The organism is Herbaspirillum sp. NPDC101396 (assembly GCF_044767365.1).
In the GTDB taxonomy this organism is placed as follows: domain Bacteria; phylum Pseudomonadota; class Gammaproteobacteria; order Burkholderiales; family Burkholderiaceae_D; genus Herbaspirillum.
In genome coordinates this window covers 71,184-95,343 of sequence record NZ_JBIWNT010000007.1, presented here as the reverse complement: position 1 = coordinate 95,343, position 24,160 = coordinate 71,184, and the positions used below count along the sequence as shown (strand labels likewise).

The following is a 24,160-nucleotide window of genomic DNA, read 5'->3' as shown; positions in this document are numbered from 1 at the left end:
TTGACCGAAGCGAGTTACGCCACGGCCACCGTGTCGTCGCCCGCAGCGCCAAACAATTGCTGCTTGAGCTGATGCAACTGGTCGCGCACCTTCGCGGCTTTTTCGAACTCCAGGTTCTTGGCGTGATCCTGCATGAGCTTTTCGAGGCGCTTGATTTCCTTGCTGACCTGCTTCTCGCTCATGGCTTCGTAGTTGGCCTGTTCCTGCGCCACCATCAGTTCCACGCGCGCTTCCTGCGGGCTGTAGACGCCATCGATCAGTTCGCGGATTTCCTTCTTGATGCCCATCGGCGTGATGCCGTTGGCTTCGTTGAAGGCGACCTGCTTGGCGCGGCGGCGTTCGGTTTCGCCGATGGCCTTGTGCATCGAATCGGTGACCTTGTCGCCATACAGGATCGCCATGCCGTTGAGGTTACGCGCGGCGCGGCCGATGGTCTGGATCAGGCTGCGCTCTGAACGCAGGAAGCCTTCCTTGTCGGCGTCGAGAATCGCCACCAGCGACACCTCGGGAATGTCCAGGCCTTCGCGCAGCAGGTTGATGCCGACCAGCACGTCGAAGGTGCCGAGGCGCAGGTCGCGGATGATTTCGACGCGCTCGACGGTGTCGATGTCGCTGTGCAGATAGCGCACCTTGATGCCGTTGTCACTGAGGAACTCGGTCAATTGCTCCGACATGCGCTTGGTCAGCGTGGTCACCAGCACGCGTTCGTTCTTCTTCACGCGGATGGTGATTTCCTGCATCAGGTCGTCGACCTGCGTAGTAGCGGGGCGTACCTGAATGAGCGGATCAACCAGGCCGGTCGGACGCACCACCTGCTCGACCACCTGGTCGGAATGGGTGTTTTCATATTCTGCAGGCGTGGCCGAGACGAAAATGGTCTGGCGCATCTTGCCCTGGAACTCGTCGAACTTGAGCGGCCGGTTGTCCAGCGCCGACGGCAGGCGGAAGCCGTAGTCGACCAGGTTGGTCTTGCGCGCGCGGTCGCCGTTGTACATGCCGTTCAACTGGCCGATCAGCACATGCGACTCGTCGAGGAACATGATCGCGTCCGGCGGCAGGTAATCCACCAGCGTCGGCGGCGGATCGCCGGGCTTGGCGCCGGACAGATGGCGCGAATAGTTTTCGATGCCTTTGGTGAAACCGATCTCGGTCATCATTTCGATGTCGAAGCGCGTGCGCTGTTCGATCCGTTGTTCTTCGATCAGCTTGTTTTCCTTGCGGAAAAATTCCAGCCGTTCGCGCAGTTCGTCCTTGATGGTCTCAATGGCGCGCAGCACCGTGGCGCGTGGCGTCACGTAGTGCGAACCGGGGTAGACGGTGAAGCGCGGAATCTTCTGGCGCACGCGGCCGGTCAGCGGATCGAACAATTGCAGGCTGTCGATTTCGTCGTCGAACATCTCGATGCGCACGGCCAGTTCGGCATGCTCGGCCGGGAACACGTCGATGGTGTCGCCGCGCACGCGGAAAGTGCCGCGGCCGAAGTCGACTTCGTTGCGCGAATATTGCATCTGGATCAGGCGCGCGATGACGTCGCGCTGGCTGACCTTGTCCTTGGCGCGCAAGGTCAGGATCATCTGATGGTATTCGTTGGGGTTACCGATACCGTAAATGGCTGACACCGTTGCCACAATAACAACGTCGCGCCGTTCCATCAGCGACTTGGTGCAGGACAAGCGCATCTGTTCGATGTGCTCATTGATCGAGGAATCTTTCTCGATGAACAGATCGCGTTGCGGGACGTAGGCTTCCGGCTGGTAGTAATCGTAGTAGCTGACGAAATATTCCACTGCATTTTGCGGAAAGAACTCGCGAAATTCGCTATAAAGCTGCGCCGCCAGCGTTTTGTTCGGCGCGAAGATGATCGCCGGCCGGCCGAGGCGGGCGATGGTGTTGGCCATCGTGTAGGTCTTGCCCGAACCGGTGACGCCCAGCAGGGTCTGGAAGAACAGGCCGTCATGCACCCCTTCGACCAGCTTGTCGATGGCGGCCGGCTGGTCGCCCGCGGGCGGGAACGGCTGGTACAAGCGATAGGGAGAATCCGGGAACGTCAGGAACTTGCTCTCGTCGAGCGTAGAAGATGCGGCGGTAACGGGGGATAAATCAGCCATTGTCATTCGACCTTTGGTAAAATTAGATGTTGCAAAACGGTGCTCGGCTCGCGGCTTTGCCCTGCATCCATCCCGACTGCAATCTACGTTTGCAGCTAACTTTTTATGTTATCACGATGAACGCACCTCTCTCAGCCTCCTCTTCTCTTTTCACCGCCATCGAGATGGCGCCACGCGACCCTATTCTCGGCATCACTGAAGGTTTTAATGCCGACAAGAATCCCGGCAAGACCAACCTCGGTGTTGGCGTCTATTACGACGATAACGGCAAAGTGCCACTGCTGGAATGCGTGAAAAAAGCGGAAGCTGAACTGGCTGCCAAACTGGCTCCACGTACTTATTTGCCGATCGATGGTCTGGCAACGTACGACAAGGCAGTCCAGGAACTGGTATTTGGTGCCGACAGCGCCGTTGTTCAAGAGAAGCGTGCGATCACCGTGCAAGCCCTGGGCGGCACCGGCGCACTGAAGCTGGGCGCCGACTTCCTGAAGCATTTCTCGCCGGCAGGCACCCAAGTCTGGATCAGCGATCCAAGCTGGGAAAACCATCGCGCGCTGTTCGAGATGGCCGGTTTCACCGTCAACAACTATCCTTACTACGACGCGGCCACCCGCGGCGTGAACTTCGCCGGCATGCTCGATGCGCTCAAGACCATGGCCTCCGGCTCGGTCGTGCTGTTGCATGCTTGCTGCCACAACCCGACCGGCGCCGACCTGACCGCCGATCAATGGACCCAAGTCATTGAAGTTGTGACATCGCGCGGCCTGATCCCGTTCCTCGACATGGCCTACCAAGGCTTTGGCGACGGCATCGAAGAAGACGGCAAGGTCGTGCGCCGCTTTGCCGAAGCAGGCGGCCCGCTGTTCGTGTCGAACTCGTTCTCGAAATCGTTCTCGCTGTACGGCGAGCGCGTCGGCGCGCTGAGCATCGTCGCTTCGTCCAACGAAGAAGCCGCACGCGTGCTGTCGCAACTCAAGCGCGTGGTGCGCACCAACTATTCCAACCCGCCGATCCACGGTGGCCAGGTTGTCGCGACTGCGCTGGCTTCGCCGGAACTGCGCGCCCTGTGGGAAAGCGAACTGGCCGAGATGCGCGTGCGCATCCGCGAAATGCGCCAGCTGCTGGTTGCGAAGCTGAAAGAAAAAGCGCCTGCGCACGATTTCGACTTCGTCATCAAGCAACGCGGCATGTTCTCGTACTCGGGCCTGACCAAGGCGCAAGTCGAGCGCCTGCGCAACGAGTTCTCGATCTACGCCGTCGACACCGGCCGCATCTGCGTGGCCGCACTGAACACCAAGAACATCGATGCCGTTGTCGACGCCATTGCCAAGGTGCTCTAAAGAGAAAGGTGTTCCGGTCCGAAACGGCCGGGGTACAAAAAGGTTTTGACAGGACGTAAAAATCAAGTCATAATCTTTTTCTCAGCTGTTCCCTGATAGCTCAGTCGGTAGAGCGACGGACTGTTAATCCGCAGGTCCCTGGTTCGAGTCCAGGTCGGGGAGCCAAAAAATTCGAAAAGCCTCGCATTCGTGCGGGGCTTTTTCAATTTCGAAAACGCGTTTCCATGCGTCGCCGATATGTTCGATGGCGATCATGTGCGGCCTGTTTTTGGATCGTTTCTCCTTGTCACGCATCGCTTGCGGCGCGTGATGAAGAAGAGGGCGGTGCGTAGCGAATTATTTAGCAATTTTCTGTCGTGGAGATATAGCCGCGAAGGAAAATTTAGTTCATAATCGCGCCCTCTGCTGTTCCCTGATAGCTCAGTTGGTAGAGCGACGGACTGTTAATCCGCAGGTCCCTGGTTCGAGTCCAGGTCGGGGAGCCAAAAAATTCGAAAGCCTCGCATCCGTGCGGGGCTTTTTCGTTGGTCGGTGCCAAAGCGCTTGCCTGCAGGTTGGGAGTTTTGCAGGTATGCTGGCGCACTTCGACGGGAGATTTCGCATGATAGAAATCGAGGCAAGCATCTTGTGGACGCGCGGCAGCGACGAAGCGTTCACCGACAATCGCTACAGCCGGGTGCATCGCTGGCGTTTCGACGGCGGCGTGGAAGTGCCGGCGTCATCCTCGCCGCACATTGTTCCCTTGCCGTATTCGTCGGCGGATAACGTCGACCCCGAAGAAGCCTACCTGGCGTCGCTGTCGAGCTGCCATATGCTGACCTTCCTGGCCATCGCCGCCAAGCAGGGTTTTGTCGTCGACAGTTATGCCGACCATGCCAGCGCTGTGATGGAAAAGAACGCCAAGGGCAAACTGATGGTCAGCAAGGCGACCTTGCAACCGGCCATCGCGTACCGCGGCCGCGTGCCGACGCCGGATGAGGACGAGGCCTTGCATCATGCGGCGCATGAACAATGCTTCCTGGCCAGTTCGGTGCTGACCGAGATTACGGTTGCGCCGACGTCAACGGCCACGGAAGCCTGACCAGGCTTGCAGTTTTTTACAGGGGTATAAGCATATTTGGACAAGTTGCTTGACTTCGCTATCTGTATCGAATATAAATACAGTATGAAGTCGAGTCGATTTGCCGTGGCGGCACACATATTGGTTAGCGTCGAGCACGCGACCCGGGGAGGAGAAGCGTTTTTATCCTCCGCTGCCATTGCGGCCAGCGTCAACACTAATCCTGTGTTCGTGCGCGAGCTGCTGCGCAAGTTGTCGAAGGCGCATCTGGTCGTGACCAAGGAAGGCAAGGGCGGCGGCGCACAATTGGCGCGCGCGGCTTCACAAATCAGCCTGGCGGAAATTTACCAGGCGGTGGAAGAAGAGCCGGTGCTCAAGCACAATACCCGGCCCAAGGATCCATGTTGCCGCGTCAGTTGCGGCATGGACATGGCGCTGGATCCGGTGATTTCCGAAGTCGAAGGCGCGATGTTGAAAGTATTGAAGAGCAGGAAACTGTCCGAATTGGTCAACACGATCTGTGACTAGCAAGTCGGCAGGATCGCACCAGGTTCACAAGGAAATTCTCGACAAGGCCAATTGCGCAACTATCTGGCCTTGCAAATATAAGGCGAAAAGCCACATTCAGGGATGCTCGAAAAAGGAGGATCGGTTATCGGTCCTCATTTTTATTTCAAAACTGTCATTAAAAATAAGACAGTTTGAGTGGTGAGCATCTGCAAGACGGACGACGAAACAAGCAGGACATTGCATTTCGCTGCGGTCGGCATGGCCGGTCGGCGGCGGTTGCATGCATTCATACACAATCGGTTCAACGCGCTGGGGTGGCGCAGGGCCAAACAGATTCAGGAGTTTTCAATGGAAAAGAATATCGCGGTGAATAACGCGCCGGTCGAGGTCGCACACGACCCGCTCAGCGCGGCGGAAAACGCGGCCTCGCCCTTGCGTTCATGGTTATCGGTGGTCGCCGTGGCGACCGGCGCCTTCGCTTTCGTGACGACCGAGTTTTTGCCGGTCGGCCTGTTGCCGCAGATCGCGCATGACCTCGGCGTGTCGCCGGGCACAGCCGGTCTGATGGTGACGACGCCCGGAGTGGTCGCCGCCATTTCGGCGCCGGGCCTGATGCTGGGAGCAGGGCGCATCAATCGTCGCTTCATCTTGTTGATGCTGTCAGTGCTGTTGCTGGCGTCGAACCTGGTGTCCGCGTTCGCACCGACCTTCGGCGTGATGCTGCTCGGTCGTGCACTGCTGGGCGCGGCGCTGGGTGGTTTCTGGACGCTGGCGCTGGCAACTGCCGGCCGTCTGGTGCGCCAGGAGCATGCGGCCAAGGCCACGGCGATGATCCTCAGCGGCGTGACGTTCGCGACCGTGATCGGCGTACCGCTGGGCACCTTCATCAGCGGCTTGTCGTCGTGGCGTGCATCGTTCATCGCCACCGGCATCCTGGCCGCGCTGGCACTGGCTGCGCAAACCTTGCTGCTGCCGTCGCTGCCGTCAAAGGCGGCGATCCGCTTCCGCGATCTGACCACGCTGGTGAGCCGCCGCAATCCTCGCAAGAGCTTGTTGATGGTGGCGTTGGTGTTCGGCGCGCATTTTTCGTCGTACACCTATATCGCGCCTTTCCTCGGTCAGAACGGTTTCAGCCTGACGCTGATTACTTCGGTGCTGCTGGCGTTCGGCTTCGTCGGCTTCGTGTCGAATCTGGTGATTTCGGCCTTTGTCACGCGCCACTTGCAGGCATCGCTGTTCTCGGTGGTGGTGTTGCTGATGCTGGCCTTGTTCGCCATGCCCTTGGTGCATGCCTCGCAACTCGGCGTGACCGCGATGGTGATTGCCTGGGGCGTCGCCTTCGGTGCGATTCCGCTGTGCCTGAGCATCTGGCTGCAACTGTCGTCGCCGGATTTGCCGGAAGCCGGTTCGGCCCTGTTCGTCAGCATCGTGCAGGTTGCCATCGCCGTCGGCTCTTTCGTCGGCGGCGTGGTGGTCGATGCGATGGGTATTCCATCCACCCTGTGGTTGGGCAGCGCGTTGGGCTTGTTGGGTCTGATTGCGATTGCCAGCTTCGGCATGGGCAACAAGAAACTTGATGAAATATTGAGCAAGTAACAAAGAAAGCCCGTGCACTGAAACGCACGGGCTTTTTTCATTGGCGAAGTCGTCACGCCGAACGCGGAACTAGTCGCGGCAGCGCCTCTCACATCATTATGATGTGCGGCCATAATGCGCGGTCCTATCGGCCGTGTTGTCGTTTCAATAAGGAGTCATTCCATGAGCATACGACCTGTCAAGGTTCCCGGACCTGATCATCCCATTACCATCACGCCGACTGCGGCCCGCGTCGTCGTCTCGCTGGCCGGCCGCACCATTGCCGACACACGCGCCGCGCTGGCGCTGAAGGAGGCGAGTTATCCGCCGGTGTACTACATCCCGCGCGCAGACGTCGACTTCAGTCTGCTCGAACGCACCGATCACCAGACCTACTGCCCCTACAAGGGCGAATGTTCCTACTACAGCATCCCGCTCGGCGCCGATCGTTCGGTCAACGCAGTCTGGAGTTACGAGGAGCCGTATGATGCGGTGGCGGCGATCAAGGGCTATGTTGCCTTCTACCCGGATCGCGTTGATGCGCTTGAGGTGCGCGACGTCGCCTGATTGTTCATGCACTAAAGATGTAGCGATGGCGGCCGTTACCTGAGGATCACAATAATCAGCGGGAGCAAGTCATGTTGATCGGCGCAAACGGTAATTTGCCGCAATCGGCGTACGCGGACAACGCAGCAGAAGTCAAAACTGCCAGCGTCGCGCCTGTCCCGGCCGCCGCTGCGCCGTCCGCGCCGCTCGACAAGATCACGCTCTCGGCTGCTGCATTGAGACTGATCGAGGAAAACAACCAGCTCGCCCAAATTGCTTCCGGCGCCAGCCAAATTCCGCCACCGGTAAGTTCGGACAGCCGCAAGGCAAAGAAGCGTCAACCCAGTGCCTCGCCGATGCTCGACGTCGATGCCTTCCGCCTGATCCGCGACAAGCTGCGCGCCGAGAATCTGGAGATCAAGGCGCCTGATCCGCAAAACCAGAAAAACAAGGACGACAAGGACCAGGCCACGGCGGTGTCGCTATAAGCCGCAGCCCATCGGTAATATCGATGATGGATGTTGGCAGAGACAAAACAAATTCCACTCTGCTATAATTGTCGGCTCGTCGGGGCGTAGCGCAGCCTGGTAGCGTACTTGCATGGGGTGCAAGGGGTCGAGTGTTCGAATCACTCCGTCCCGACCAATAGATCCAAACCTTGCGGAGCAATCCGTAAGGAAAAACAGCACTGAATCGGCATCGCCGGCTCAGTGCTGTTTTGCTTTGTGCAATCGAAAAATCATCTGCAGATTTGTGACCAACCAAGGCGCGTGAACTTCAGAACGCGTACTGCACCCGCATCGTAAAACTCTTCGCCGGCCGCCCGCTGTTCTTGCCGATCAGATAAGCGCTTTCGTACAGAATCTTGTGCCCGTTCGGCAGGTACCAGGTGCCGAACAGCGCGGGGCCGACGCGATGGGATTGGTCGGCCTTGCTGTTCCAGTTGTCCCAGCGGCCGAGTTCGCCGAAACCCTGCACGCCGAAGTTGAGCAGCGGTTTCCAGTGCTGGCGGACCTGCCACTGATACACCAGTTGAGTGGCGTTGTTCTGGCTTGTGCGGTAGTCGCGCTGCAGGAAGATGTTGGCGTTGAGTTGCGTGCGCCAGATCTCGGTCTGGAACACCGGACCCCATTCCAGGCCGTAGCCGTCGCGCCGCGTATATTGCTCGACGTTGGTGTGGATGGCAAGATCGAACCAGTATTGACCCTGTGTCAGCAGGTAATCGTTTTGCCAGTTGAGGCTGCCGAAGCGCGTGCCTTGCGCCGCAGTCTGTGTGTAGACGCCGTAGACTTCGGTGTACCACTGCGAGGTGACGCCATAACCGATACCGATTTCGGGCGAGCCGAACGGTGCACTGTCGTGTTTTTTTGCGTTCCAGTATTTGTAGTCGACGGAGAGCTGATTTTCGGCGCTGTAGACGGAGACGAGGTAGTAGCCGGTGGCGGCATGCGTACTGCCGCAGGTGATCGCACCAGCGGCAACCACCAGCGCTGCGGCACAAAGCCGTGTCGCGCCGGTCAGCGTTTTTACCTGCATCGGTATTTCCCCTTCCCGTTTCTCGCCTCCGGCATTGCGCCGCAGGCTGTCGCCAGATTATCTGTTTCCCCGTATATGTATTATCGCGTTCAAACGCTTATTGTCACGGGAGTATAGCGTGCCCGCGCATTTGCCTGCGCCGTTGGCGGAATATCTTTTCTGCATCTGAGCGCGCAGCTTTTCATGCTAGGATTCTGCGACTTTATGGAGATCGATATGGACACACCTGATGCATGGAAACTGCGCGCCGATGAACTTCGGTTGGAGATAGAGGCGCTGCTGGAAGCGCAACTTTGCGAGTACGAACTGTTGAACGCGAAGCTGGAAGAGTGGAAGAAGAATCCGGGTGCCGAGTGGTTGACGATGGCCGACTATGAACCTTGGCAGGCGGCGCTCAAATCGCTTGAGCTTGCGCAGCGCGCACTGGATGAGCACATCAGCGTTCGTCCCAGGTAATCATCCTGCATCATCCCGTCGCCCCGGCCTGATCGGCGGGCGGCGGCGACCTTTTCTCATCCCCTCATCTCCTCAAACGATCGCCTTGCATGCCTACCTGCGGGTATGGCGGCTGCGGTATACATTCCTCTAAGCGTTGTCCTGCCAGAATCCTCCACCAAACGGTTCGGCATAAGTTACGCGTAAGTTATCCCTTGTAAGCTGGGCCAAAAATAGGGGAAGGCTGCGCGCCGATTTTGCTCGAATCAGAACAACGGATAGCGGACGGCGCAGCGTAGTCAGACTTTCTTCCTGATAAAAGTTGTTCGGATGACATCCGTACATGCCAATAGACCAAGACCAGGCATGACGGCAACTCGTGAGGAGACTGCTGTATGTTCGAGAGGAAAAGCAGGGCGCTTTCGCGCTCGCTGGACGTGCTGATTCAGGTCGTTGTTCCCATCGCTGTCGGCGCCGGCATCTTCGCCGGTCTCGGCGCGCTGGCCTTGCCGTTGTCGCCGTTATGGCTGGCGGTGATTGCGACGGCGGCGGCGGTGATCCTGTCGCGCCTGGCGCGGCGCGGCGAATCCGACCAGGGCGGCGGCTTCGTCGACAAGATCGGCAGTGAGATCGACCACATCATGATCGGCGCCGCCGAGACCTCCTATTTCGTCGACTCCATCAAGAACAAGATCGCGCAGGACGTGCAGGCCGCCAACGGTATTGTCACCGGTTCGGAGCAGAACGCCAGCACCACCGAGCAGATTGCCGCGAATGCCGAGCGTGCTTCCAAAGTAGCCGCCGACGTGCGCGCCGAAAGCGTGGCCGGCCGCGCGGAAGTGGACCTCGGCCTGGAACAGATCGGCAAGGCGCGCACCGATGCGCAGAACGCGTCGGCGATGATGTCGGCGCTACAGGAAAAATCCAAGCGCATCCACGGCATCACCGAAGTCATCAGCGAAATCGCCGCACGCACCAACCTGCTGGCGCTCAACGCGGCCATTGAAGCGGCGCGCGCGGGTGAACACGGGCGCGGGTTTGCGGTGGTGGCGGGCGAAGTGCGGCAGCTGGCTCAGCGCACCAAGGAAGCCACCGACGACATCGGCGCCATGGTGCGTTCGATCACGGAAGAAGCCGAGCGCGCTTCCGGCGGCATGCAGTCTCTCAGCGCCAAGGTGCTGGAGGCGTCGCAGAACGTCGAGCGGGTGCATGGTTTCCTCGGCAACATCGAGCGCTCCGCCGGTATTTCGGAAGAAGAGATCCAGCAAATCGCACGCGCTTCCCGCGAGCACGTCGAGACCACCCATCGTATCGCCGAAGCCATCCTCAAAATCCGTGACGGCATGCTGGCGACCGACATTGAGTTGCCGCGCGTGGCGGCATCGGCCATGGCCTTGTCGGAGCGCGCCGAGCTGGTCTATGACGCCATCGCCGCGAGCAATGCCAAGACCCAGCACGACGACATCCAGAAAGTCGCGACTGCCGCCGCCAAGCGTATCGGCAAGTTGTTCGAGGAAGCCATCGGTGCCGGCCGGATCAGCGAAGCGGCCTTGTTCGACCGCACCTACAAACCGCTGCCGAACACCAATCCGCCCAAGCACACAACGCAATTCGACGCCTTCACCGATCGTGTCCTGCCGGACGTGCAGGAAGCCATCCTTGATTCCATGCCGCAACTGGCGTATGCCGGTGCTGTGGACAACAACGGATATTTTCCTACGCATAACAAAAAATTCTCCAAGCCGCTGACCGGCGATTACGACACCGATCTGGTCAACAATCGCACCAAGCGCATTTTCAGCGATCGCACCGGAAAGCGTTGTGGCGCGAATACAAAGCCGTTTCTGCTGCAAACTTATAAACGCGATACCGGCGAGGTCATGCACGATCTTTCGGTGCCGATTTATGTGAACGGCAAGCATTGGGGAGGCTTCCGCGTCGGCTATCGCTCCAGCCAGGCGCAGGAGGCAGCGCCCGTCCAGACGGTCACATTGGCGGCAGCGCCGACGCCAAAGCAGCTTAAGCAAACGGGTAAGACGGAGAACAGCAAGGGATTGGTGCGCCAGATCTCGGCTTGAACAGCTTGACCGGGCAGGGCAGGTTGATAGACTATTCGACAACGGGGGTAACCTATCGAGAATGCTGAGAATGCGATAGGTCCGGATTAGAAAAGGAACATCAACTTGAAACCTGCTCCGCAGAATAAGCTCGATTCTGTCAAAGAATTCGATTTTACGAATCGCGATTTTGACAGGGTGCGGGATCTTATCTATAAGCGCGCCGGCATTGCGCTGGCCGAAAGCAAGCAGGAAATGGTCTATAGCCGCCTGGCGCGGCGCCTGCGTGCGACCGGCATCGCTTCCTTCGTGCAATACCTGGACATGCTGGAACGCGGCGGCGACAGCGACGAGTGGGAGGCATTCACCAATGCGCTGACCACCAATCTGACGTCGTTCTTCCGCGAGTCGCATCATTTCCCCATCCTTGCCGATTTCGTCAAGACGCTCAAAGAGCCGGCCACGGTCTGGTGCTCGGCCGCCTCGACCGGCGAAGAGCCCTATACGATCGCCATGACGCTGTGCGAAGCCTACGGCACCCTGACGCCGCCGGCGCAGATCATCGCCACCGACATCGACACCAACGTGCTGGCGACCGGCGCCAACGGCGTCTATCCGATCGAGCGCATCGACAAACTGTCGCCCGAGCGCATCAAGAAATTCTTCCTGCGCGGCAAGGGCAACCAGGAAGGCTATGTTCGGGTGCGCCCGGAACTGCGCAAGCTGGTGACCTTCAAGCAACTCAACCTGCTGGGTGACAACTGGCCAGTGAGCGGGCAGTTCGATGTCATCTTTTGCCGCAACGTGATGATTTATTTCGACAAGCCGACGCAGAGCAAGATCCTGTCGCGCTTCGTGCCGCTCATGAAACCGCATGCGCTGTTGTTCGCCGGTCATTCCGAAAACTTCCTGTATGTCTCCGACGCCTTGAAGCTCAAGGGAAAAACGGTCTACGAGCTCGGTGCAGCACAACGCAAGGCGGGGAAATAAGTCATGAACCAGGACCAATTCGCTTCCAACGTCTATTACGACCGCACCTTCGATTGCGACGCGGCCAAGATATTGCCGGGCGAATACTATTTCACGCACAAGGACATGATGATCGTCACGGTGCTGGGTTCGTGTGTGTCGGCCTGCATCCGCGACCGCGTCACCGGCATCGGCGGCATGAACCACTTCATGCTGCCCGACAGCGGCGACGGCGACAGTCCGATTTCGGCATCGATGCGCTACGGCACTTACGCCATGGAAATTCTGATCAATGATGTTCTCAAGGCCGGGGCCCGGCGCGAGAACCTGGAAGCCAAGGTGTTCGGCGGCGGCAACGTGCTGCGCGGCTTCATCGCCATCAACGTCGGCGAGCGCAACGCACAGTTCGTGCGCGACTACCTGAAGGCGGAAAATATCCGTGTCGTGGCGGAAGATCTCAACGATATCTGGCCGCGTAAGGTATATTTCTTCCCCCGCACCGGCAAGGTGCTGGTAAAGAAGCTCAAACAATTGCATAACAACACACTGGTGAATCGCGAACAGGATTACGCCAGCAAGCTGGTCGCCAAACCGGTGGGCGGCGCGGTCGATCTGTTTTAAGGTCGGTTGAGTCGGCAGAGAAGGGTTTTTCGGCCCCGTGCGGAGACTGCAGGGGCCCGTTTCAGGAAAGTACGCATCGTATGAAAATAAAAGTATTGATCGTCGACGACTCGGCATTGATCCGCAGCGTCATGAAAGAGATCATCGGCAGCCAGCCTGACATGGAAGTCGTGGGCGTTGCCCCCGACCCCATCATTGCGCGCGATCTGATCAAGCAGACCAACCCTGACGTCCTCACGCTGGACGTCGAAATGCCGCGCATGGACGGCCTCGACTTCCTCGAGAAACTGATGCGCCTGCGGCCGATGCCGGTGGTGATGGTGTCGTCGCTGACCGAGCGCGGTTCGGAAATCACGCTGCGCGCGCTGGAGCTGGGTGCGGTCGACTTCGTCACCAAGCCGAAGATATCGATCCAGAGCGGCATGCAGGAATACACCGACATGATCGCCGACAAGATCCGCGCGGCGTCCAAGGCCAGCATCCGCCCGCGCACGATTCCGCATCCGGACGCGCCCAAGGCGAGCGGCGGCGAGACGTTGCCGCAGATGCGCAATCCGCTGCTGTCGAGCGAAAAGCTGATCATCATCGGCGCTTCCACCGGCGGCACGGAGGCGATCAAGGAATTCCTGATCCGCATGCCGTCCGACTGCCCGGGCATCCTGATCACCCAGCACATGCCGGAAGGCTTCACGCGCTCGTTCGCGCAACGCCTCGACAACCTGTGCAAGATTTCCGTCAAGGAAGCGGCCGGCAACGAGCGCGTCCTGCCGGGCCATGCGTATATCGCTCCTGGCCACTCGCATCTCAAGCTGGTGCGCAGCGGCGCCAATTACATGACCCAGCTCGACCAGGGGCCGCCGGTCAACCGTCATCGGCCGTCGGTGGACGTGCTGTTCAACTCGGCCGCCGCCTGCGCCGGCAAGAATGCGGTCGGCGTCATCCTGACCGGGATGGGCAAGGACGGCGCCCTGGGCATGCTGGAAATGCGCAATGCCGGCGCCTACAATTTTGCGCAGGACGAAGCATCGTGCGTGGTCTTCGGCATGCCCCGCGAGGCCATTGCGGTCGGTGCGGCACACGAGGTGCTGGCGCTGCAGGCCATGCCTGGCCGTGTGTTGAGTTATCTGAACGAGCACGGCAGTCGTGCATTGCGGGTGTAGTTCGAGTACCATTCAGCCATCCGGAAAATTTGACCGGTTGCTAGCTGTCGGGCCTTAAGTTTTGCCGAATTAGTGTCGTTATCGTCAACAATAGTTTCGAATCAATGGAGTAATAATCATGGCTGGCCCAAATACCAAGTTTCTCGTTGTAGACGATTTCTCCACGATGCGCCGCATTGTCCGTAACCTGCTCAAAGAGCTCGGCTACACCAATGTGGACGAAGCCGAAGACGGCGTGCAAGGTTTGCAGAAGCTGCGCAGCGACACCTTCGATTTCGTCGTGTCGGACTGGAACATGCCTAACATGGACGGCCTGACCATGCTGCAGGAAATCCGCAAGGATCCTGCGCTGTCCAAATTGCCGGTCCTGATGGTGACTGCCGAAGCAAAGAAAGAAAACATCGTTGCCGCCGCGCAAGCCGGCGCCAATGGTTACGTGGTCAAGCCGTTCACGGCTGCTACTCTGGATGAAAAGCTCGGCAAGATCTTCGAAAAGCTGGAGGCCGGAGGCTAACGTGGATACAGCATCCCAGGGAGCAGTGACGCCGGGCGCGCCGGTAGCTGAACAGCAGGATCAGTTCCTCGCGCGTATCGGGCACATGACGCGCAGCTTGCATGACAACCTGCGTGGACTCGGTTTTGACCGGTTGCTGGAAAAAGCCGCAAGCGACATGCCCGACGCGCGTGATCGCCTCGAGTACGTGGCGATGATGACCGAGAAGGCTGCCCAGCGCGTGCTGACGGCGACCGAAACCGCCGGCCCGATGCAGGATGCTATCGGCGACGGTGCGAGTACGCTGGCTGCAGAGTGGAAGGCCGTCACCGATGCGCCGTTTTCAGAGAGTGATTACCGCGCTCTGGCGGAAAAGACACAGGCTTACCTCGGTGCAACACGCGAAAATGTCAGCCTGACCAAGCAGCAACTGCTCGATATCATGATGGCGCAGGACTTCCAGGACCTGACCGGGCAGGTGATCAAGCGCGTGACTGAGGTCGCGCACGACATCGAAAGCCAGCTGGTGCAATTGCTGGTCGACTATTCACCGCCGGAAGCCAAGCGTGAAGATAGCGGCTTGCTGAACGGTCCGCAGATCAATCCCACCGGTCACAACGTGATCGCCAACCAGAGCCAGGTTGACGATTTGTTGGAAAGTCTGGGTTTTTAAGTTGTTTTAACGATAATTTTCATGCTTGCGGTGTTGTTGCGGGTGGTTTTTTACGACCGCTCAACAACACCGCAGATCGCCGTCCCGCCTGCCTTCACCCTCTGAAGGCAGATATGGCGCGCTTCCCCTGCTCCGAAATACGGGGCGTTTCGCCCCTTATTCCCGTGATGATTCGAGGCTTCCCTCGCCAATAATTCTGCCTGATAGTCTCAAAATTCCGCCTTCGTCAGCGGAAAGAAGCAATACAGGGGAACGGCAGTGGCCGAAGATAGCGATCAAGAACGGACCGAACAGCCCACCAGCAAACGCATTGAAAAAGCGCGTGAGCAGGGCGACGTGCCGCGCTCGCGCGAGATGGCGACGTGCGTCATGCTGCTGATCGGCGGTTGCACCCTGTGGATGTTCACCGGTCCGCTGGTGACCAGCCTGAACCGTTTCATGGTGTCGACCATGACCTTCGAGCGTGAAATGGCCTTCGATCCGGCCCTGCTGTTCGAGCGCATGAGCGGCCATTTCATGGAAGTGGCGGTCGCCTGCATCCCTATCGCCTTCCTGATGACGCTCGCGGCCGTGGCATCGCCGCTGATCCTCGGCGGCTGGCTGTTCAACGGCAGCTCGCTTGAGCCCAAGTTCGACCGCCTCAATCCCATCAAGGGCATCATGAATCTGTTCTCGCTCAATTCGCTGGTCGAGTTGGGCAAGGGCATCCTGAAGAGCGTGCTGGTCGGCTTCATCGCCTGGTTCGCCATGCGCAGCCATCTCGACGCCGTCCTCAACCTGAGCGTCGAACCGCTCAAGGTGGCCAGCAGCCACATGCCGAATTTGCTGTGGACCTGTTTCATCATGATGGTGTGCGCGCTGATCGCGATTGCCGCCATCGACGTGCCGTATCAACTGTGGAATTACACCCGCAAACTCAAGATGACGCGCCAGGAAGTCAAACAGGAACACAAGGAGTCCGACGGTGATCCGTTGATCAAGGGCAAGATCCGCGCTCTGCAACGCGCCGCCGCGCGCCGCCGCATGATGTCGGCAGTGCCGACTGCGGACGTAGTGGTGACCAACCCGACCCACTTTGCCGTGGCGCTGAAGTACAGCGAAGGCGGCATGTCGGCGCCGCAGGTGGTGGCCAAGGGCACCGAAGCGGTGGCGGCCAACATCCGCAAGATCGCTGCAGAAAACAACGTGCCGATCCTCGAAGCGCCGCCGCTGGCGCGCGCATTGCACTATCACACCGAAATCGGCGATGAGATCCCGGAGTCGCTCTACACCGCGGTCGCCGAAGTCCTCGCTTATATCTTCCAGCTGCGCACGTACAACAGCAATGGCGGCGTCCGTCCGGACGAGCCGAGCGACCTTGAGGTGCCGAAGGAGCTGGACGACCCACTGTACAAACGCAAGGCCGCCATGGCTGCCGCACAAGCTAAGGCTGCGCAATGAACATCAACAGCATGAAACTGCCGGCCTGGGTGCCGGTCAAGCATACCAAGGCGCTCGCAGCGCCGATCCTGATCGTCATGATGCTGGCGATGATGGTGCTGCCGCTGCCGGCGTTTGCGCTCGATATCCTGTTCAGCTTCAATATTTCGCTGTCCGTGATCGTGCTGCTGACCGCGTTGTACACCGTCAAGCCGCTCGACTTCGTGGCGTTCCCGGCCGTGCTGCTGGTGAGCACGATGCTGCGCCTGTCGCTCAACGTCGCCTCCACCCGCGTGGTGCTGACCGAAGGCCACACCGGTCCCGACGCTGCGGGTAAAGTGATTGAGGCTTTCGGCCACTTCCTGATCGGCGGCAACTACACCGTCGGTATCGTCGTCTTCATCATTCTGACGATCATCAACTTCACCGTCGTCACCAAGGGCGCCGGCCGTATCGCCGAAGTGGGGGCACGTTTTACCCTCGACGCGATGCCCGGCAAACAGATGGCGATCGACGCCGACCTCAACGCCGGCATGATCGGCGAGCCGGAAGCGCGCGCCCGCCGCAAGGAAGTGGCGCAGGAAGCCGAGTTCTATGGCGCCATGGACGGTGCCAGCAAGTATGTGCGCGGCGACGCCGTGGCCGGCATCATCGTGACCGTGGTCAACATCGTCGGCGGTCTCGTGGTCGGTATGATCCAGCATGACCTGGCCTTCGACATGGCGTTGAAGAACTACACGCTGCTGGCCATCGGTGACGGCCTGGTCGCACAGATTCCTTCGCTGATCATCTCGACCGCCGCCGGTGTGGTGGTCTCGCGTGTGGCCAACGACCAGGACGTCGGCGGCCAGCTGATCAACCAGTTGTTCGCCAAAGCCGAAGTCCTGTACCTGACCGCCATCATCATCGGCGGCATGGGCCTGATCCCCGGCATGCCGCACGTCGCCTTCATCATCATCGCTGCCTTGCTGGCGGCTGCGGGTTACTCGGTGAACAAGCGCAAGCAGGAGGCGGGAGCGATTGCCGAATTGCCGGCGCCGGTCACGACGCCGCAGGAAATCGAAGAGGCCACCTGGCAGGACATCCTGCCGGTCGATACGCTCGGGCTGGAAGTTGGTTACCGCCTGATCCCGCTGGTGGACAAGGGGCAGGGCGGCGAACTGCTGCGCCGGATCAAGGGCATCCGCAAGAAATTCGCGCAGGAAGTCGGTTTCCTGTCGCCGCCGGTGCATATCCGCGACAATCTCGAACTCAAGCCGTCGGCTTATCGCATCGCCTTGAAGGGCGTGGAAATCGGCAAGGGCGAGGCGACTTTCGGTCAGTTCCTGGCGATCAATCCAGGCATGGTCACCGGCCCGTTGCCGGGTCTCATGACCACCGATCCGGCGTTCGGCCTGCCGGCGGTCTGGATCGAAAGCAACATGCGCGAAATGGCGCAGACCATGGGCTATACCGTGGTCGATACCGGCACCGTCATCGCGACGCACCTGAACCATTTGATCACCATCCACGCTGCGGAATTGCTGGGGCGCCAGGAAGTGCAGCAGTTGCTCGATCACATCGGCAAGGATGCGCCGAAGCTGGTCGAAGATCTGGTGCCGAAGGCGTTGCCACTGGGCACCGTGCAAAAAGTGTTGCAAAACCTGCTCATCGAAGGCGTGCATATCCGCGATATGCGGACTATTATCGAAACCCTGGCCGAGCATGCACCGCGCGTGCAGGAACCGAACGAACTGACCGCCATCGTGCGCATCGCCCTGGGTCGCGCGATCGTGCAGCAGATTTTCCCGACCGAGAGCGAGCTGTCGGTCATGACGCTGGACAACAAATTGGAACGTCTGCTGATGCAGGCGATGCAGGCAAGCGGACCGGAAGGCGGCGGCATCGAGCCGGGCCTCGCCGATACACTGATTACGCAAACAGAAAACGCAGCACGTCATCAAGAGCAGTTGGGTTTAACCCCGGTATTGTTGGTCCCGGGTCCTTTGCGAGCATTGCTGGCGCGCTTCTTGCGACGCGCAATGCCACAACTCCGGGTGCTTTCACACGCTGAAGTTCCTGATTCGAAAACGATTAAAGTTACCAGCCTAGTTGGAGGGCAAGCATGAACGTCAAAAAATTTATAGCAGGTTCGTCGCGAGACGCATGGCGCCAAGTGCGCGAAGCGCTGGGTCCTGACGCCGTCATTCTCTCCAACCGGAATATCGACGACGGTGTCGAGATCCTGGCCATGGCCAACGAAGACATGTCGTCGCTGGTGGTGCCGGCCATGTCCAAGGACGCCATGCCGCGTCCGGCCGTACGCCGACCGCCTGCCCAGCCGGCACCGCAGCAGTCGCTGCAGGCCGCCGTGCCGCGCACGCGCGCCGAACCGCAACCGCAGGGGCCTGGCGCATCCATGCCGGTCGAACACAATACGGCACAGGCCGACGCCCGCGTTTGGCGTACCCGCAATGCCGCGCGCGCCAGCGCCAAGGAACAGCAGGCGCAAGCGCTGACACCGGCGCAAGTCGCTGCCGGCCCGAAGGCAGCAGTGGCCGCTGCAGCTGCAGCGCGTCCGCAGCAGGCTGGCGTGATGGCTGAATTCGACGGCAAGGACTACGACGAAATCCTGTCCGACGTCATGAGTGAAATCCGCTCCATGCGCGGCGTGCTGGAAACCCAGCTGGCGGAAATTTCCTGGGGCGGCACGCAAAAGCGTGAGCCGGCCAAGGCCGCGATCATGCGTGAAATGCTGGCCGCCGGTTTCAGCGCCAGCCTGTCGCGCCTGATCACCGAGAACCTGCCGCAAAGCCCGAAATCGCAAGACGCCATGTTCTGGGTCAAGTCGGTGCTGGCCAAGAATCTGATGACCATGGCCAACGAAAACGAATTGCTGGAAGAAGGCGGCGTCTACGCGCTGGTCGGTCCGACCGGTGTTGGCAAAACGACCACGACCGCGAAACTGGCGGCGCGTTGCGTGATGCGCCACGGTCCGGGCAAGCTGGCGCTGATCACCACCGACGGCTACCGTATCGGCGGCTACGAGCAACTGCGCATTTACGGCAAGATCCTCGGGGTGATGGTGCACTCGGTCAAAGATGAATCCGATTTGCGTATCGCACTCGACGAACTGCGCGGCAAACATACTGTCCTAATCGATACCGCCGGCATGGGCCAGCGCGACCAGATGGTGGCTGAACAGGCTGCCATGCTGTCGGGCGCAGGCACTGACATCAAACGCCTGTTGTGCCTCAATGCAACGGCGACCGGCGGCACGCTCAATGAAGTCGTGAGCGCGTATTCCGGCGACGGCCTGGCGGGTTGCATTATTACCAAGCTCGACGAAGCGGCAACCATCGGCAACGTGCTCGATGTTGTCATCCGTCAAAAACTGAATCTGTATTACGTGGCGAACGGTCAGCGCGTGCCGGAAGATTTGCATGTTGCCAACAGGTTGTATCTGGCCGACCGCGCCTTTAAACTGAAACGTGAAACTGCGCCGTTCGAATTCCAGGACGCCGAGTTGCCGGTTGTGGTCGGACCGACGGCCACGGCCATGAATGACAAAAGCCTGCGGGAGGTGATCCTTGGCTAGCTATGACGTTGATCAAGCGGAAGGACTGCGACGGATGCTGGAGCGTCCGACGCCGCGCGTGTTTACTTTCTTCTCGGTTCTTCCCGACGACGAAAAAGGCGCGATGCTGATCAATCTGGCAGCCTCTCTTGCCGCCGCCGACCACAACGCATTGTTGGTCGACGCTTGCATGACGCCCTCAGTGATCTTGTCGCGTTTTGGCGGTGTTGCCGTGGCGACACTGCTCGACGTCGCTCGTCAGGAGCGGCATCTGGATGAAGCGGTGCGCATGGTGCCGGAAGGTTTTGCACTGGCGCGCCTGTCGCGCAAGAACGTATCGGCCTCTACCCATCCGCAAGCCTCGCGGCTGGCGCAGATTTTCGACGGACTGACCGAAGAATCCGACATTACGCTCATCAACGGCGAATTGAATGACGAGGAGTTGCTGCCGGTCCCGGCCATGGAAATGGGCGAAATCGTGGTGCATATGTCGACCAGTCCGACCTCGATCAAGGCCGCGTACGTCTTGCTCAAGGGCCTCAGCGACAAGCTCGGTCGCCGTCCTTTCAATCTGCTCGTGAGCGGTGGTTCGGACGCGGAAGCGCAGATGGTCTACGCCAACATGGCGCAGGCGGCCAATCGCTACCTGGCGGCGCAATTGCATTTCATGGGCTCGATCCCGGCAGACGAACACATCCGTCGTGCATCCGGGCAGGGGCGCACCGTACTGGAAGCATTCCCGTTGGCCGGCGCTACGCTTGCGTTCAAACGCCTGGCGGATCAGTTTTCGTTATCCAATCTCACCAAGGGCACGTACGGTATGGCGACCGATGGTGCAAGTCTCGGAGTATGACGCGCCTGGCATTGCATGATCGTTCGTACTCACCATTATTGACGAGATGAGTTCTATGTATAACGTCAAAGGAAAGACGACCAAGAACGATTTGCTGGAGCTGCATGCGGCGCTTGTCAAAAAGCTGGCGCATCAGATGAAGGCAAAGCTTCCACCCAGCGTGGAAGTCGACGACTTGATTCAGGCAGGCATGATCGGTCTGCTTGATGCCGTCAATCGCTATGAAGAAACGCACGGCGCGCAGTTCGAAACCTACGCCGTGCAGCGTATCCGCGGCGCCATGCTGGATGAATTGCGCAGCAGCGACTGGCTGCCGCGCAGCATCCGCCAGAATACGCGCAAGATCGAAGAGGCCATCCATGTCCTGCTGCAGCAGCTCGGCCGTCCGCCGCAGGAAACCGAGGTCGCCACGCAGCTCAAGATGAGCCTCGTGGAGTACCAGGATATGCTGACCGAATGCGGCGGCCATCAGTTGATCTATTACGAAGACTTCCACGACGCCGACGGCGGCCACGAGCATTTCCTCGATCGCTACCAGACCCGGGACACCGACGACCCGTTGCAGAACCTGATCAACGGCGGTTTCCGCGACGCCGTCATCGATTCGATCAAGGCCCTGCCCGAGCGTGAAAAAATCCTCATGGGCCTGTACTATGAGCAGGAAATGAACTTGAAGGAAATCGGCGCCGTCATGGGCGTGTCCGAGTCGCGGGTTTGCCAGCTGCACAGCCAGGCCATCGCCCGCATGCGCTCGACTTTGAGGGAGCAGGCGTGGACTGGAGTAGCATAGGAGGGATACTGCTGGCGTTGGGATGCATCCTCCTTGGCTTGCTGCTTGAAGGCGGTCATCCCGGTTCTATCCTGCAGCCGACCGCTTTCCTGATCGTCTTTGCCGGCACCGTAGGCGCCGTTCTGCTGCAAACCAGGCTCGACAATTTCGTCCATGGCGTCAAATTGCTGTCCTGGGTATTTTCTCCCCCGGTTCACAACCACCGCAAACTGATCGATAACATCACGGTCTGGAGCGGCATCTCGCGGCGTGAAGGTCTGCTGCATCTTGAAGAGCACATGAACGACAGCAGCGACCCCTTCGTCAAGAAGGGCCTGCGCCTGCTGATCGACGGCATCACACCGGCCAAGTTGCTCGAGATCCTCGAGGTCGATACCACTGCTTACGAAACCCGCCAGCGCCAGGCGCTCAAGATATGGGAAGCCGCCGGCGGCTATTCGCCGACGATCGGCATCCTCGGCGCGGTGCTCGGCCTGATCCACGTGATGGAAAATCTATCCGACCCCGCCAAGCTGGGTGGCGGCATCGCCGTGGCTTTCGTGGCGACGATTTACGGTGTCGGCCTGGCCAACCTGTTCTTCCTGCCGGTGGCCAACAAGCTCAAGGAATTGCTGGCCATGGAAGTGAACCGGCGTGACATGGTCGCCGACAGTCTGTTCGGCATCGCCAGCGGCGACAATCCGCGCGTGATCCAGGAGCGCGCCGAATCCTATTTCACCACCGCATGACCTACTGACGCACAACGCACATCATGGCGCGCAAAAAACATGAAGAAGAGCATGAGAACCACGAGCGCTGGCTGGTTTCGTATGCCGACTTCATTACGCTGCTGTTCGCGTTTTTCGTGGTCATGTATGCCATTTCCCAAGTCAACGAAGGCAAGTACAAGATCCTTGCCGACTCGCTGATCAACGCCTTCGGCAAGGAGCCAGTCTCGACCGCGCCCATCGTTGTCCAGGCGGGAGGCCAAGGCGCCCAGCAATCTGTTGCCCCTAAAATTACCCTGCAAAAGCCGCGCAACAGCGAGGCGCTGCGCCGCGAAAAAGAGCGCATGACCGACATGGCGCGCGACATCATGCAGGTGCTGGCGCCGCTGGTGCAGGAGGGCAAGGTGCGCGTGACGCAAACCAGCGTGGGCGTCAACGTGGAGATCAATGCCAACGTCCTGTTCGCGCCCGGCGATGCGAAGGTGAGCAAGGAGTCGGAAGAAACCCTGATCGCCATTGCCCGGGTGCTGAAAAACGACGATCACGCTATCCAGATCGAGGGGCATACCGACAATACGCAGATCAACACCAGCGTCTTTCCTTCCAACTGGGAGTTGTCGGCGGTCCGTGCCAGTACGGTGGCGCGGCTGTTCAACAACCAGGGCATCGCAGACCTGCGCCTGACGGCGGTGGGGCATGGATCGAATCAGTCTGTGGCTTCCAACGATACGCCCGAGGGGCGGCTGCGCAATCGCCGTGTCGATGTGATGATCCTGTCGCGATTGGCGGAGCAGGCGACCGAAGTGCCGTTTGCGGAAGAGGGTGGCAAGCTCGTTCCGCCCGCTCAGCCCAAGCCTGGGCCATAAAGCAAAAAGCCCGTTCGCAAGAACGGGCTTTTTAAATTCCGGAGGGCGAAAAAATCAGCCGATGCCAAGCGGTCGGCCCGAGCTACGCAGGCTCGATTGGCCATCCGGGCCATAGAAGGAGCCGTTGCTCTTGCCTTGCAGGATGTTCATGGCGTTCTGGTTGATTGCCATTTGCTTGCCGATCAGCAAGCCGTTGAGGCGATTCAGTTCGCGCGCGGATTGCGCCAGCGCAAACAGTTCTCCCCACACTTGTTTGTCGCCGGCAGAGCCGTGTTGTTCGATCCAGGTCTGCATGCCGTTTTCGCCGGCGAGGAAGCCCAGTGCAGCCAGCGCCTTGTGGCGCTGATCGGCCAATGCTGCCATGTTGGCAACGATATTGGCCTTCTCGTTGATGATGTCGGGAATCTTGTCCGCATCGCCGTTGCCGCTGAGCAAATCCTGCTCTTGCTGCAACGCCGCCACCAAGCGCGACGTAACCAGCTTTTCATCGGCGAGTGTATGGGACGGCAGGAGCGAATTACTTGTCATTGCATTAAGCCTTGCGTGAACCGATCAGATCTTTGACTGTGTCGAGCAAGCCGTTGGCGACTTTCTCGGGATCAACCTGGAAGGTGCCATTGGCGATGGCAGCCTTGATTTCAGCAACTTTCTTTGCATCGAAAGTACCGCCGGCATTGGTGGCCTTCACGCCCAGCGCTTGATATTGAGAGGACAGCTGGACATTGGCCGCGGTGGAACTGTCGCTGCCTGTCTTTGCTGCGGTGGTACCGGCATTGCTGTTCGCGGGGCGCGCCTGGGGTTGCGCGATTTCCGGTAAGCCTTTGCCTGTTTTGAGGGCGTCATTAACGTTCACGGCATCATCCTTAATGGGTTAGGGTTCTGTGAC

General features: G+C 59.5%; 24 protein-coding genes and 3 tRNA genes. 23 read left to right on the top strand and 4 right to left on the bottom strand.

The annotated features are described in order from the left end of the window. Positions 1 to 14 precede the first annotated feature (14 nt). Positions 15 to 2,108, bottom strand: a complete 2,094-nt coding sequence (gene uvrB / locus ACIROY_RS22435; protein ID WP_402344308.1) for an excinuclease ABC subunit UvrB — start codon at positions 2,106 to 2,108, stop codon at positions 15 to 17. A gap of 116 nt (positions 2,109 to 2,224) precedes the next feature. On the opposite strand from uvrB, the gene ACIROY_RS22430 reads away from it, so the two are divergent. From ACIROY_RS22430 to ACIROY_RS22390, 9 genes are all read left to right on the top strand, one after another. After that, on the top strand, positions 2,225 to 3,448 hold the full coding sequence (locus ACIROY_RS22430; protein WP_402278614.1) for an amino acid aminotransferase: 1,224 nt from the start codon (positions 2,225 to 2,227) through the stop codon (positions 3,446 to 3,448). A gap of 89 nt (positions 3,449 to 3,537) precedes the next feature. Beyond that, positions 3,538 to 3,613 (top strand) — tRNA-Asn (locus ACIROY_RS22425). Positions 3,614 to 3,857: 244 nt separating this feature from the next. After that, positions 3,858 to 3,933 (top strand) — tRNA-Asn (locus tag ACIROY_RS22420). A gap of 116 nt (positions 3,934 to 4,049) precedes the next feature. Further along, a complete protein-coding gene (locus tag ACIROY_RS22415) occupies positions 4,050 to 4,529 on the top strand; it encodes an OsmC family protein (RefSeq protein ID WP_402278616.1) in 480 nt (159 codons plus the stop codon). An 84-nt stretch (positions 4,530 to 4,613) separates the two neighbouring features. Then, positions 4,614 to 5,036 carry an Rrf2 family transcriptional regulator gene (locus ACIROY_RS22410; protein WP_402278618.1) on the top strand — a complete coding sequence of 141 codons (423 nt, stop codon included), beginning with the start codon at positions 4,614 to 4,616 and terminating at the stop codon, positions 5,034 to 5,036. A gap of 330 nt (positions 5,037 to 5,366) precedes the next feature. Continuing rightward, complete coding sequence (locus ACIROY_RS22405) at positions 5,367 to 6,614, top strand: MFS transporter (protein ID WP_402278620.1); 1,248 nt, start codon at positions 5,367 to 5,369, stop codon at positions 6,612 to 6,614. Between the two features lie 162 nt (positions 6,615 to 6,776). Continuing rightward, positions 6,777 to 7,160, top strand: a complete 384-nt coding sequence (locus tag ACIROY_RS22400) for a DUF427 domain-containing protein (RefSeq protein WP_116435512.1) — start codon at positions 6,777 to 6,779, stop codon at positions 7,158 to 7,160. A gap of 71 nt (positions 7,161 to 7,231) precedes the next feature. Next, positions 7,232 to 7,627 carry a hypothetical protein gene (locus ACIROY_RS22395; RefSeq protein WP_402344305.1) on the top strand — a complete coding sequence of 132 codons (396 nt, stop codon included), beginning with the start codon at positions 7,232 to 7,234 and terminating at the stop codon, positions 7,625 to 7,627. An 80-nt stretch (positions 7,628 to 7,707) separates the two neighbouring features. Next, positions 7,708 to 7,784, top strand: a tRNA-Pro gene (locus ACIROY_RS22390). Between the two features lie 132 nt (positions 7,785 to 7,916). On the opposite strand, the gene ACIROY_RS22385 is transcribed toward ACIROY_RS22390, so the two are convergent. After that, the gene (locus ACIROY_RS22385) at positions 7,917 to 8,675 is read right to left on the bottom strand and encodes a hypothetical protein (protein WP_402344302.1); all 759 of its coding nucleotides are present in this window, start codon (positions 8,673 to 8,675) and stop codon (positions 7,917 to 7,919) included. A 216-nt stretch (positions 8,676 to 8,891) separates the two neighbouring features. On the opposite strand from ACIROY_RS22385, the gene ACIROY_RS22380 reads away from it, so the two are divergent. The 14 genes from ACIROY_RS22380 (at position 8,892) to motD (ending at position 23,274) form a co-directional block, all read left to right on the top strand. Next, positions 8,892 to 9,131 (top strand): hypothetical protein, encoded by a 240-nt coding sequence (locus ACIROY_RS22380; protein ID WP_402278626.1) that lies wholly within the window; start codon positions 8,892 to 8,894, stop codon positions 9,129 to 9,131. A gap of 374 nt (positions 9,132 to 9,505) precedes the next feature. After that, complete coding sequence (locus ACIROY_RS22375) at positions 9,506 to 11,188, top strand: methyl-accepting chemotaxis protein (protein WP_402278628.1); 1,683 nt, start codon at positions 9,506 to 9,508, stop codon at positions 11,186 to 11,188. 105 nt (positions 11,189 to 11,293) lie between these two features. Continuing rightward, positions 11,294 to 12,157: a CheR family methyltransferase gene (locus ACIROY_RS22370; RefSeq protein ID WP_402278630.1), complete on the top strand. Its 864-nt coding sequence runs from the start codon at positions 11,294 to 11,296 to the stop codon at positions 12,155 to 12,157. Positions 12,158 to 12,160: 3 nt separating this feature from the next. Continuing rightward, positions 12,161 to 12,757 (top strand): chemoreceptor glutamine deamidase CheD, encoded by a 597-nt coding sequence (cheD, locus tag ACIROY_RS22365; protein WP_402278632.1) that lies wholly within the window; start codon positions 12,161 to 12,163, stop codon positions 12,755 to 12,757. A gap of 80 nt (positions 12,758 to 12,837) precedes the next feature. Further along, positions 12,838 to 13,917 carry a chemotaxis response regulator protein-glutamate methylesterase gene (locus ACIROY_RS22360; RefSeq protein ID WP_402278634.1) on the top strand — a complete coding sequence of 360 codons (1,080 nt, stop codon included), beginning with the start codon at positions 12,838 to 12,840 and terminating at the stop codon, positions 13,915 to 13,917. A 118-nt stretch (positions 13,918 to 14,035) separates the two neighbouring features. Next, entirely contained in the window at positions 14,036 to 14,431 is a 396-nt protein-coding gene (cheY, locus tag ACIROY_RS22355) for a chemotaxis response regulator CheY (protein WP_402278636.1), read from the top strand. Then, positions 14,385 to 15,083 carry a protein phosphatase CheZ gene (gene cheZ / locus ACIROY_RS22350; protein ID WP_402278638.1) on the top strand — a complete coding sequence of 233 codons (699 nt, stop codon included), beginning with the start codon at positions 14,385 to 14,387 and terminating at the stop codon, positions 15,081 to 15,083. The genes cheY and cheZ overlap by 47 nt, the downstream gene beginning before the upstream one ends. Before the next feature lie 258 nt (positions 15,084 to 15,341). Continuing rightward, complete coding sequence (gene flhB, locus ACIROY_RS22345; protein WP_402278640.1) at positions 15,342 to 16,523, top strand: flagellar biosynthesis protein FlhB; 1,182 nt, start codon at positions 15,342 to 15,344, stop codon at positions 16,521 to 16,523. Beyond that, positions 16,520 to 18,610, top strand: a complete 2,091-nt coding sequence (flhA, locus tag ACIROY_RS22340) for a flagellar biosynthesis protein FlhA (protein ID WP_402344299.1) — start codon at positions 16,520 to 16,522, stop codon at positions 18,608 to 18,610. The genes flhB and flhA overlap by 4 nt, the downstream gene beginning before the upstream one ends. Then, positions 18,607 to 20,079, top strand: coding sequence for a flagellar biosynthesis protein FlhF (gene flhF / locus ACIROY_RS22335; RefSeq protein WP_402278644.1), 1,473 nt, complete (start codon positions 18,607 to 18,609; stop codon positions 20,077 to 20,079). The genes flhA and flhF overlap by 4 nt, the downstream gene beginning before the upstream one ends. Positions 20,080 to 20,113: 34 nt before the next feature. Continuing rightward, the gene (locus tag ACIROY_RS22330) at positions 20,114 to 20,911 is read left to right on the top strand and encodes a MinD/ParA family protein (RefSeq protein WP_402278780.1); all 798 of its coding nucleotides are present in this window, start codon (positions 20,114 to 20,116) and stop codon (positions 20,909 to 20,911) included. A 55-nt stretch (positions 20,912 to 20,966) separates the two neighbouring features. Further along, positions 20,967 to 21,701 carry an RNA polymerase sigma factor FliA gene (locus ACIROY_RS22325; protein ID WP_402278646.1) on the top strand — a complete coding sequence of 245 codons (735 nt, stop codon included), beginning with the start codon at positions 20,967 to 20,969 and terminating at the stop codon, positions 21,699 to 21,701. Continuing rightward, the gene (locus tag ACIROY_RS22320) at positions 21,683 to 22,429 is read left to right on the top strand and encodes a flagellar motor protein (RefSeq protein ID WP_402344296.1); all 747 of its coding nucleotides are present in this window, start codon (positions 21,683 to 21,685) and stop codon (positions 22,427 to 22,429) included. The genes ACIROY_RS22325 and ACIROY_RS22320 overlap by 19 nt, the downstream gene beginning before the upstream one ends. Positions 22,430 to 22,452: 23 nt before the next feature. Continuing rightward, on the top strand, positions 22,453 to 23,274 hold the full coding sequence (motD, locus tag ACIROY_RS22315) for a flagellar motor protein MotD (RefSeq protein ID WP_402278650.1): 822 nt from the start codon (positions 22,453 to 22,455) through the stop codon (positions 23,272 to 23,274). 54 nt (positions 23,275 to 23,328) lie between these two features. Here the strand turns inward: motD and ACIROY_RS22310 are convergent, their stop codons facing one another. Continuing rightward, complete coding sequence (locus ACIROY_RS22310; protein WP_402344293.1) at positions 23,329 to 23,802, bottom strand: flagella synthesis protein FlgN; 474 nt, start codon at positions 23,800 to 23,802, stop codon at positions 23,329 to 23,331. Between the two features lie 4 nt (positions 23,803 to 23,806). Next, positions 23,807 to 24,127, bottom strand: a complete 321-nt coding sequence (gene flgM, locus ACIROY_RS22305; RefSeq protein ID WP_402278653.1) for a flagellar biosynthesis anti-sigma factor FlgM — start codon at positions 24,125 to 24,127, stop codon at positions 23,807 to 23,809. Between the last annotated feature and the right edge of the window lie 33 nt (positions 24,128 to 24,160).

Bases quoted from the DNA above. Each gene is read 5' to 3' on its own strand.
- ACIROY_RS22400 (WP_116435512.1), top strand. From the start codon at position 6,777: ATGAGCATACGACCTGTCAAGGTTCCCGGACCTGATCATCCCATTACC.
- cheY (WP_402278636.1), top strand. From the start codon at position 14,036: ATGGCTGGCCCAAATACCAAGTTTCTCGTTGTAGACGATTTCTCCACG.
- cheZ (WP_402278638.1), top strand. From the start codon at position 14,385: ATGAAAAGCTCGGCAAGATCTTCGAAAAGCTGGAGGCCGGAGGCTAAC.
- ACIROY_RS22415 (WP_402278616.1), top strand. From the start codon at position 4,050: ATGATAGAAATCGAGGCAAGCATCTTGTGGACGCGCGGCAGCGACGAA.
- uvrB (WP_402344308.1), bottom strand. From the start codon at position 2,108: ATGGCTGATTTATCCCCCGTTACCGCCGCATCTTCTACGCTCGACGAG.
- ACIROY_RS22430 (WP_402278614.1), top strand. From the start codon at position 2,225: ATGAACGCACCTCTCTCAGCCTCCTCTTCTCTTTTCACCGCCATCGAG.
- cheD (WP_402278632.1), top strand. From the start codon at position 12,161: ATGAACCAGGACCAATTCGCTTCCAACGTCTATTACGACCGCACCTTC.
- flhF (WP_402278644.1), top strand. From the start codon at position 18,607: ATGAACGTCAAAAAATTTATAGCAGGTTCGTCGCGAGACGCATGGCGC.
- ACIROY_RS22380 (WP_402278626.1), top strand. From the start codon at position 8,892: ATGGACACACCTGATGCATGGAAACTGCGCGCCGATGAACTTCGGTTG.
- ACIROY_RS22410 (WP_402278618.1), top strand. From the start codon at position 4,614: ATGAAGTCGAGTCGATTTGCCGTGGCGGCACACATATTGGTTAGCGTC.
- ACIROY_RS22395 (WP_402344305.1), top strand. From the start codon at position 7,232: ATGTTGATCGGCGCAAACGGTAATTTGCCGCAATCGGCGTACGCGGAC.
- ACIROY_RS22360 (WP_402278634.1), top strand. From the start codon at position 12,838: ATGAAAATAAAAGTATTGATCGTCGACGACTCGGCATTGATCCGCAGC.
- ACIROY_RS22385 (WP_402344302.1), bottom strand. From the start codon at position 8,675: ATGCAGGTAAAAACGCTGACCGGCGCGACACGGCTTTGTGCCGCAGCG.
- flhA (WP_402344299.1), top strand. From the start codon at position 16,520: ATGAACATCAACAGCATGAAACTGCCGGCCTGGGTGCCGGTCAAGCAT.
- ACIROY_RS22330 (WP_402278780.1), top strand. From the start codon at position 20,114: ATGCTGGAGCGTCCGACGCCGCGCGTGTTTACTTTCTTCTCGGTTCTT.
- ACIROY_RS22375 (WP_402278628.1), top strand. From the start codon at position 9,506: ATGTTCGAGAGGAAAAGCAGGGCGCTTTCGCGCTCGCTGGACGTGCTG.
- ACIROY_RS22325 (WP_402278646.1), top strand. From the start codon at position 20,967: ATGTATAACGTCAAAGGAAAGACGACCAAGAACGATTTGCTGGAGCTG.
- motD (WP_402278650.1), top strand. From the start codon at position 22,453: ATGGCGCGCAAAAAACATGAAGAAGAGCATGAGAACCACGAGCGCTGG.
- ACIROY_RS22405 (WP_402278620.1), top strand. From the start codon at position 5,367: ATGGAAAAGAATATCGCGGTGAATAACGCGCCGGTCGAGGTCGCACAC.
- ACIROY_RS22310 (WP_402344293.1), bottom strand. From the start codon at position 23,802: ATGACAAGTAATTCGCTCCTGCCGTCCCATACACTCGCCGATGAAAAG.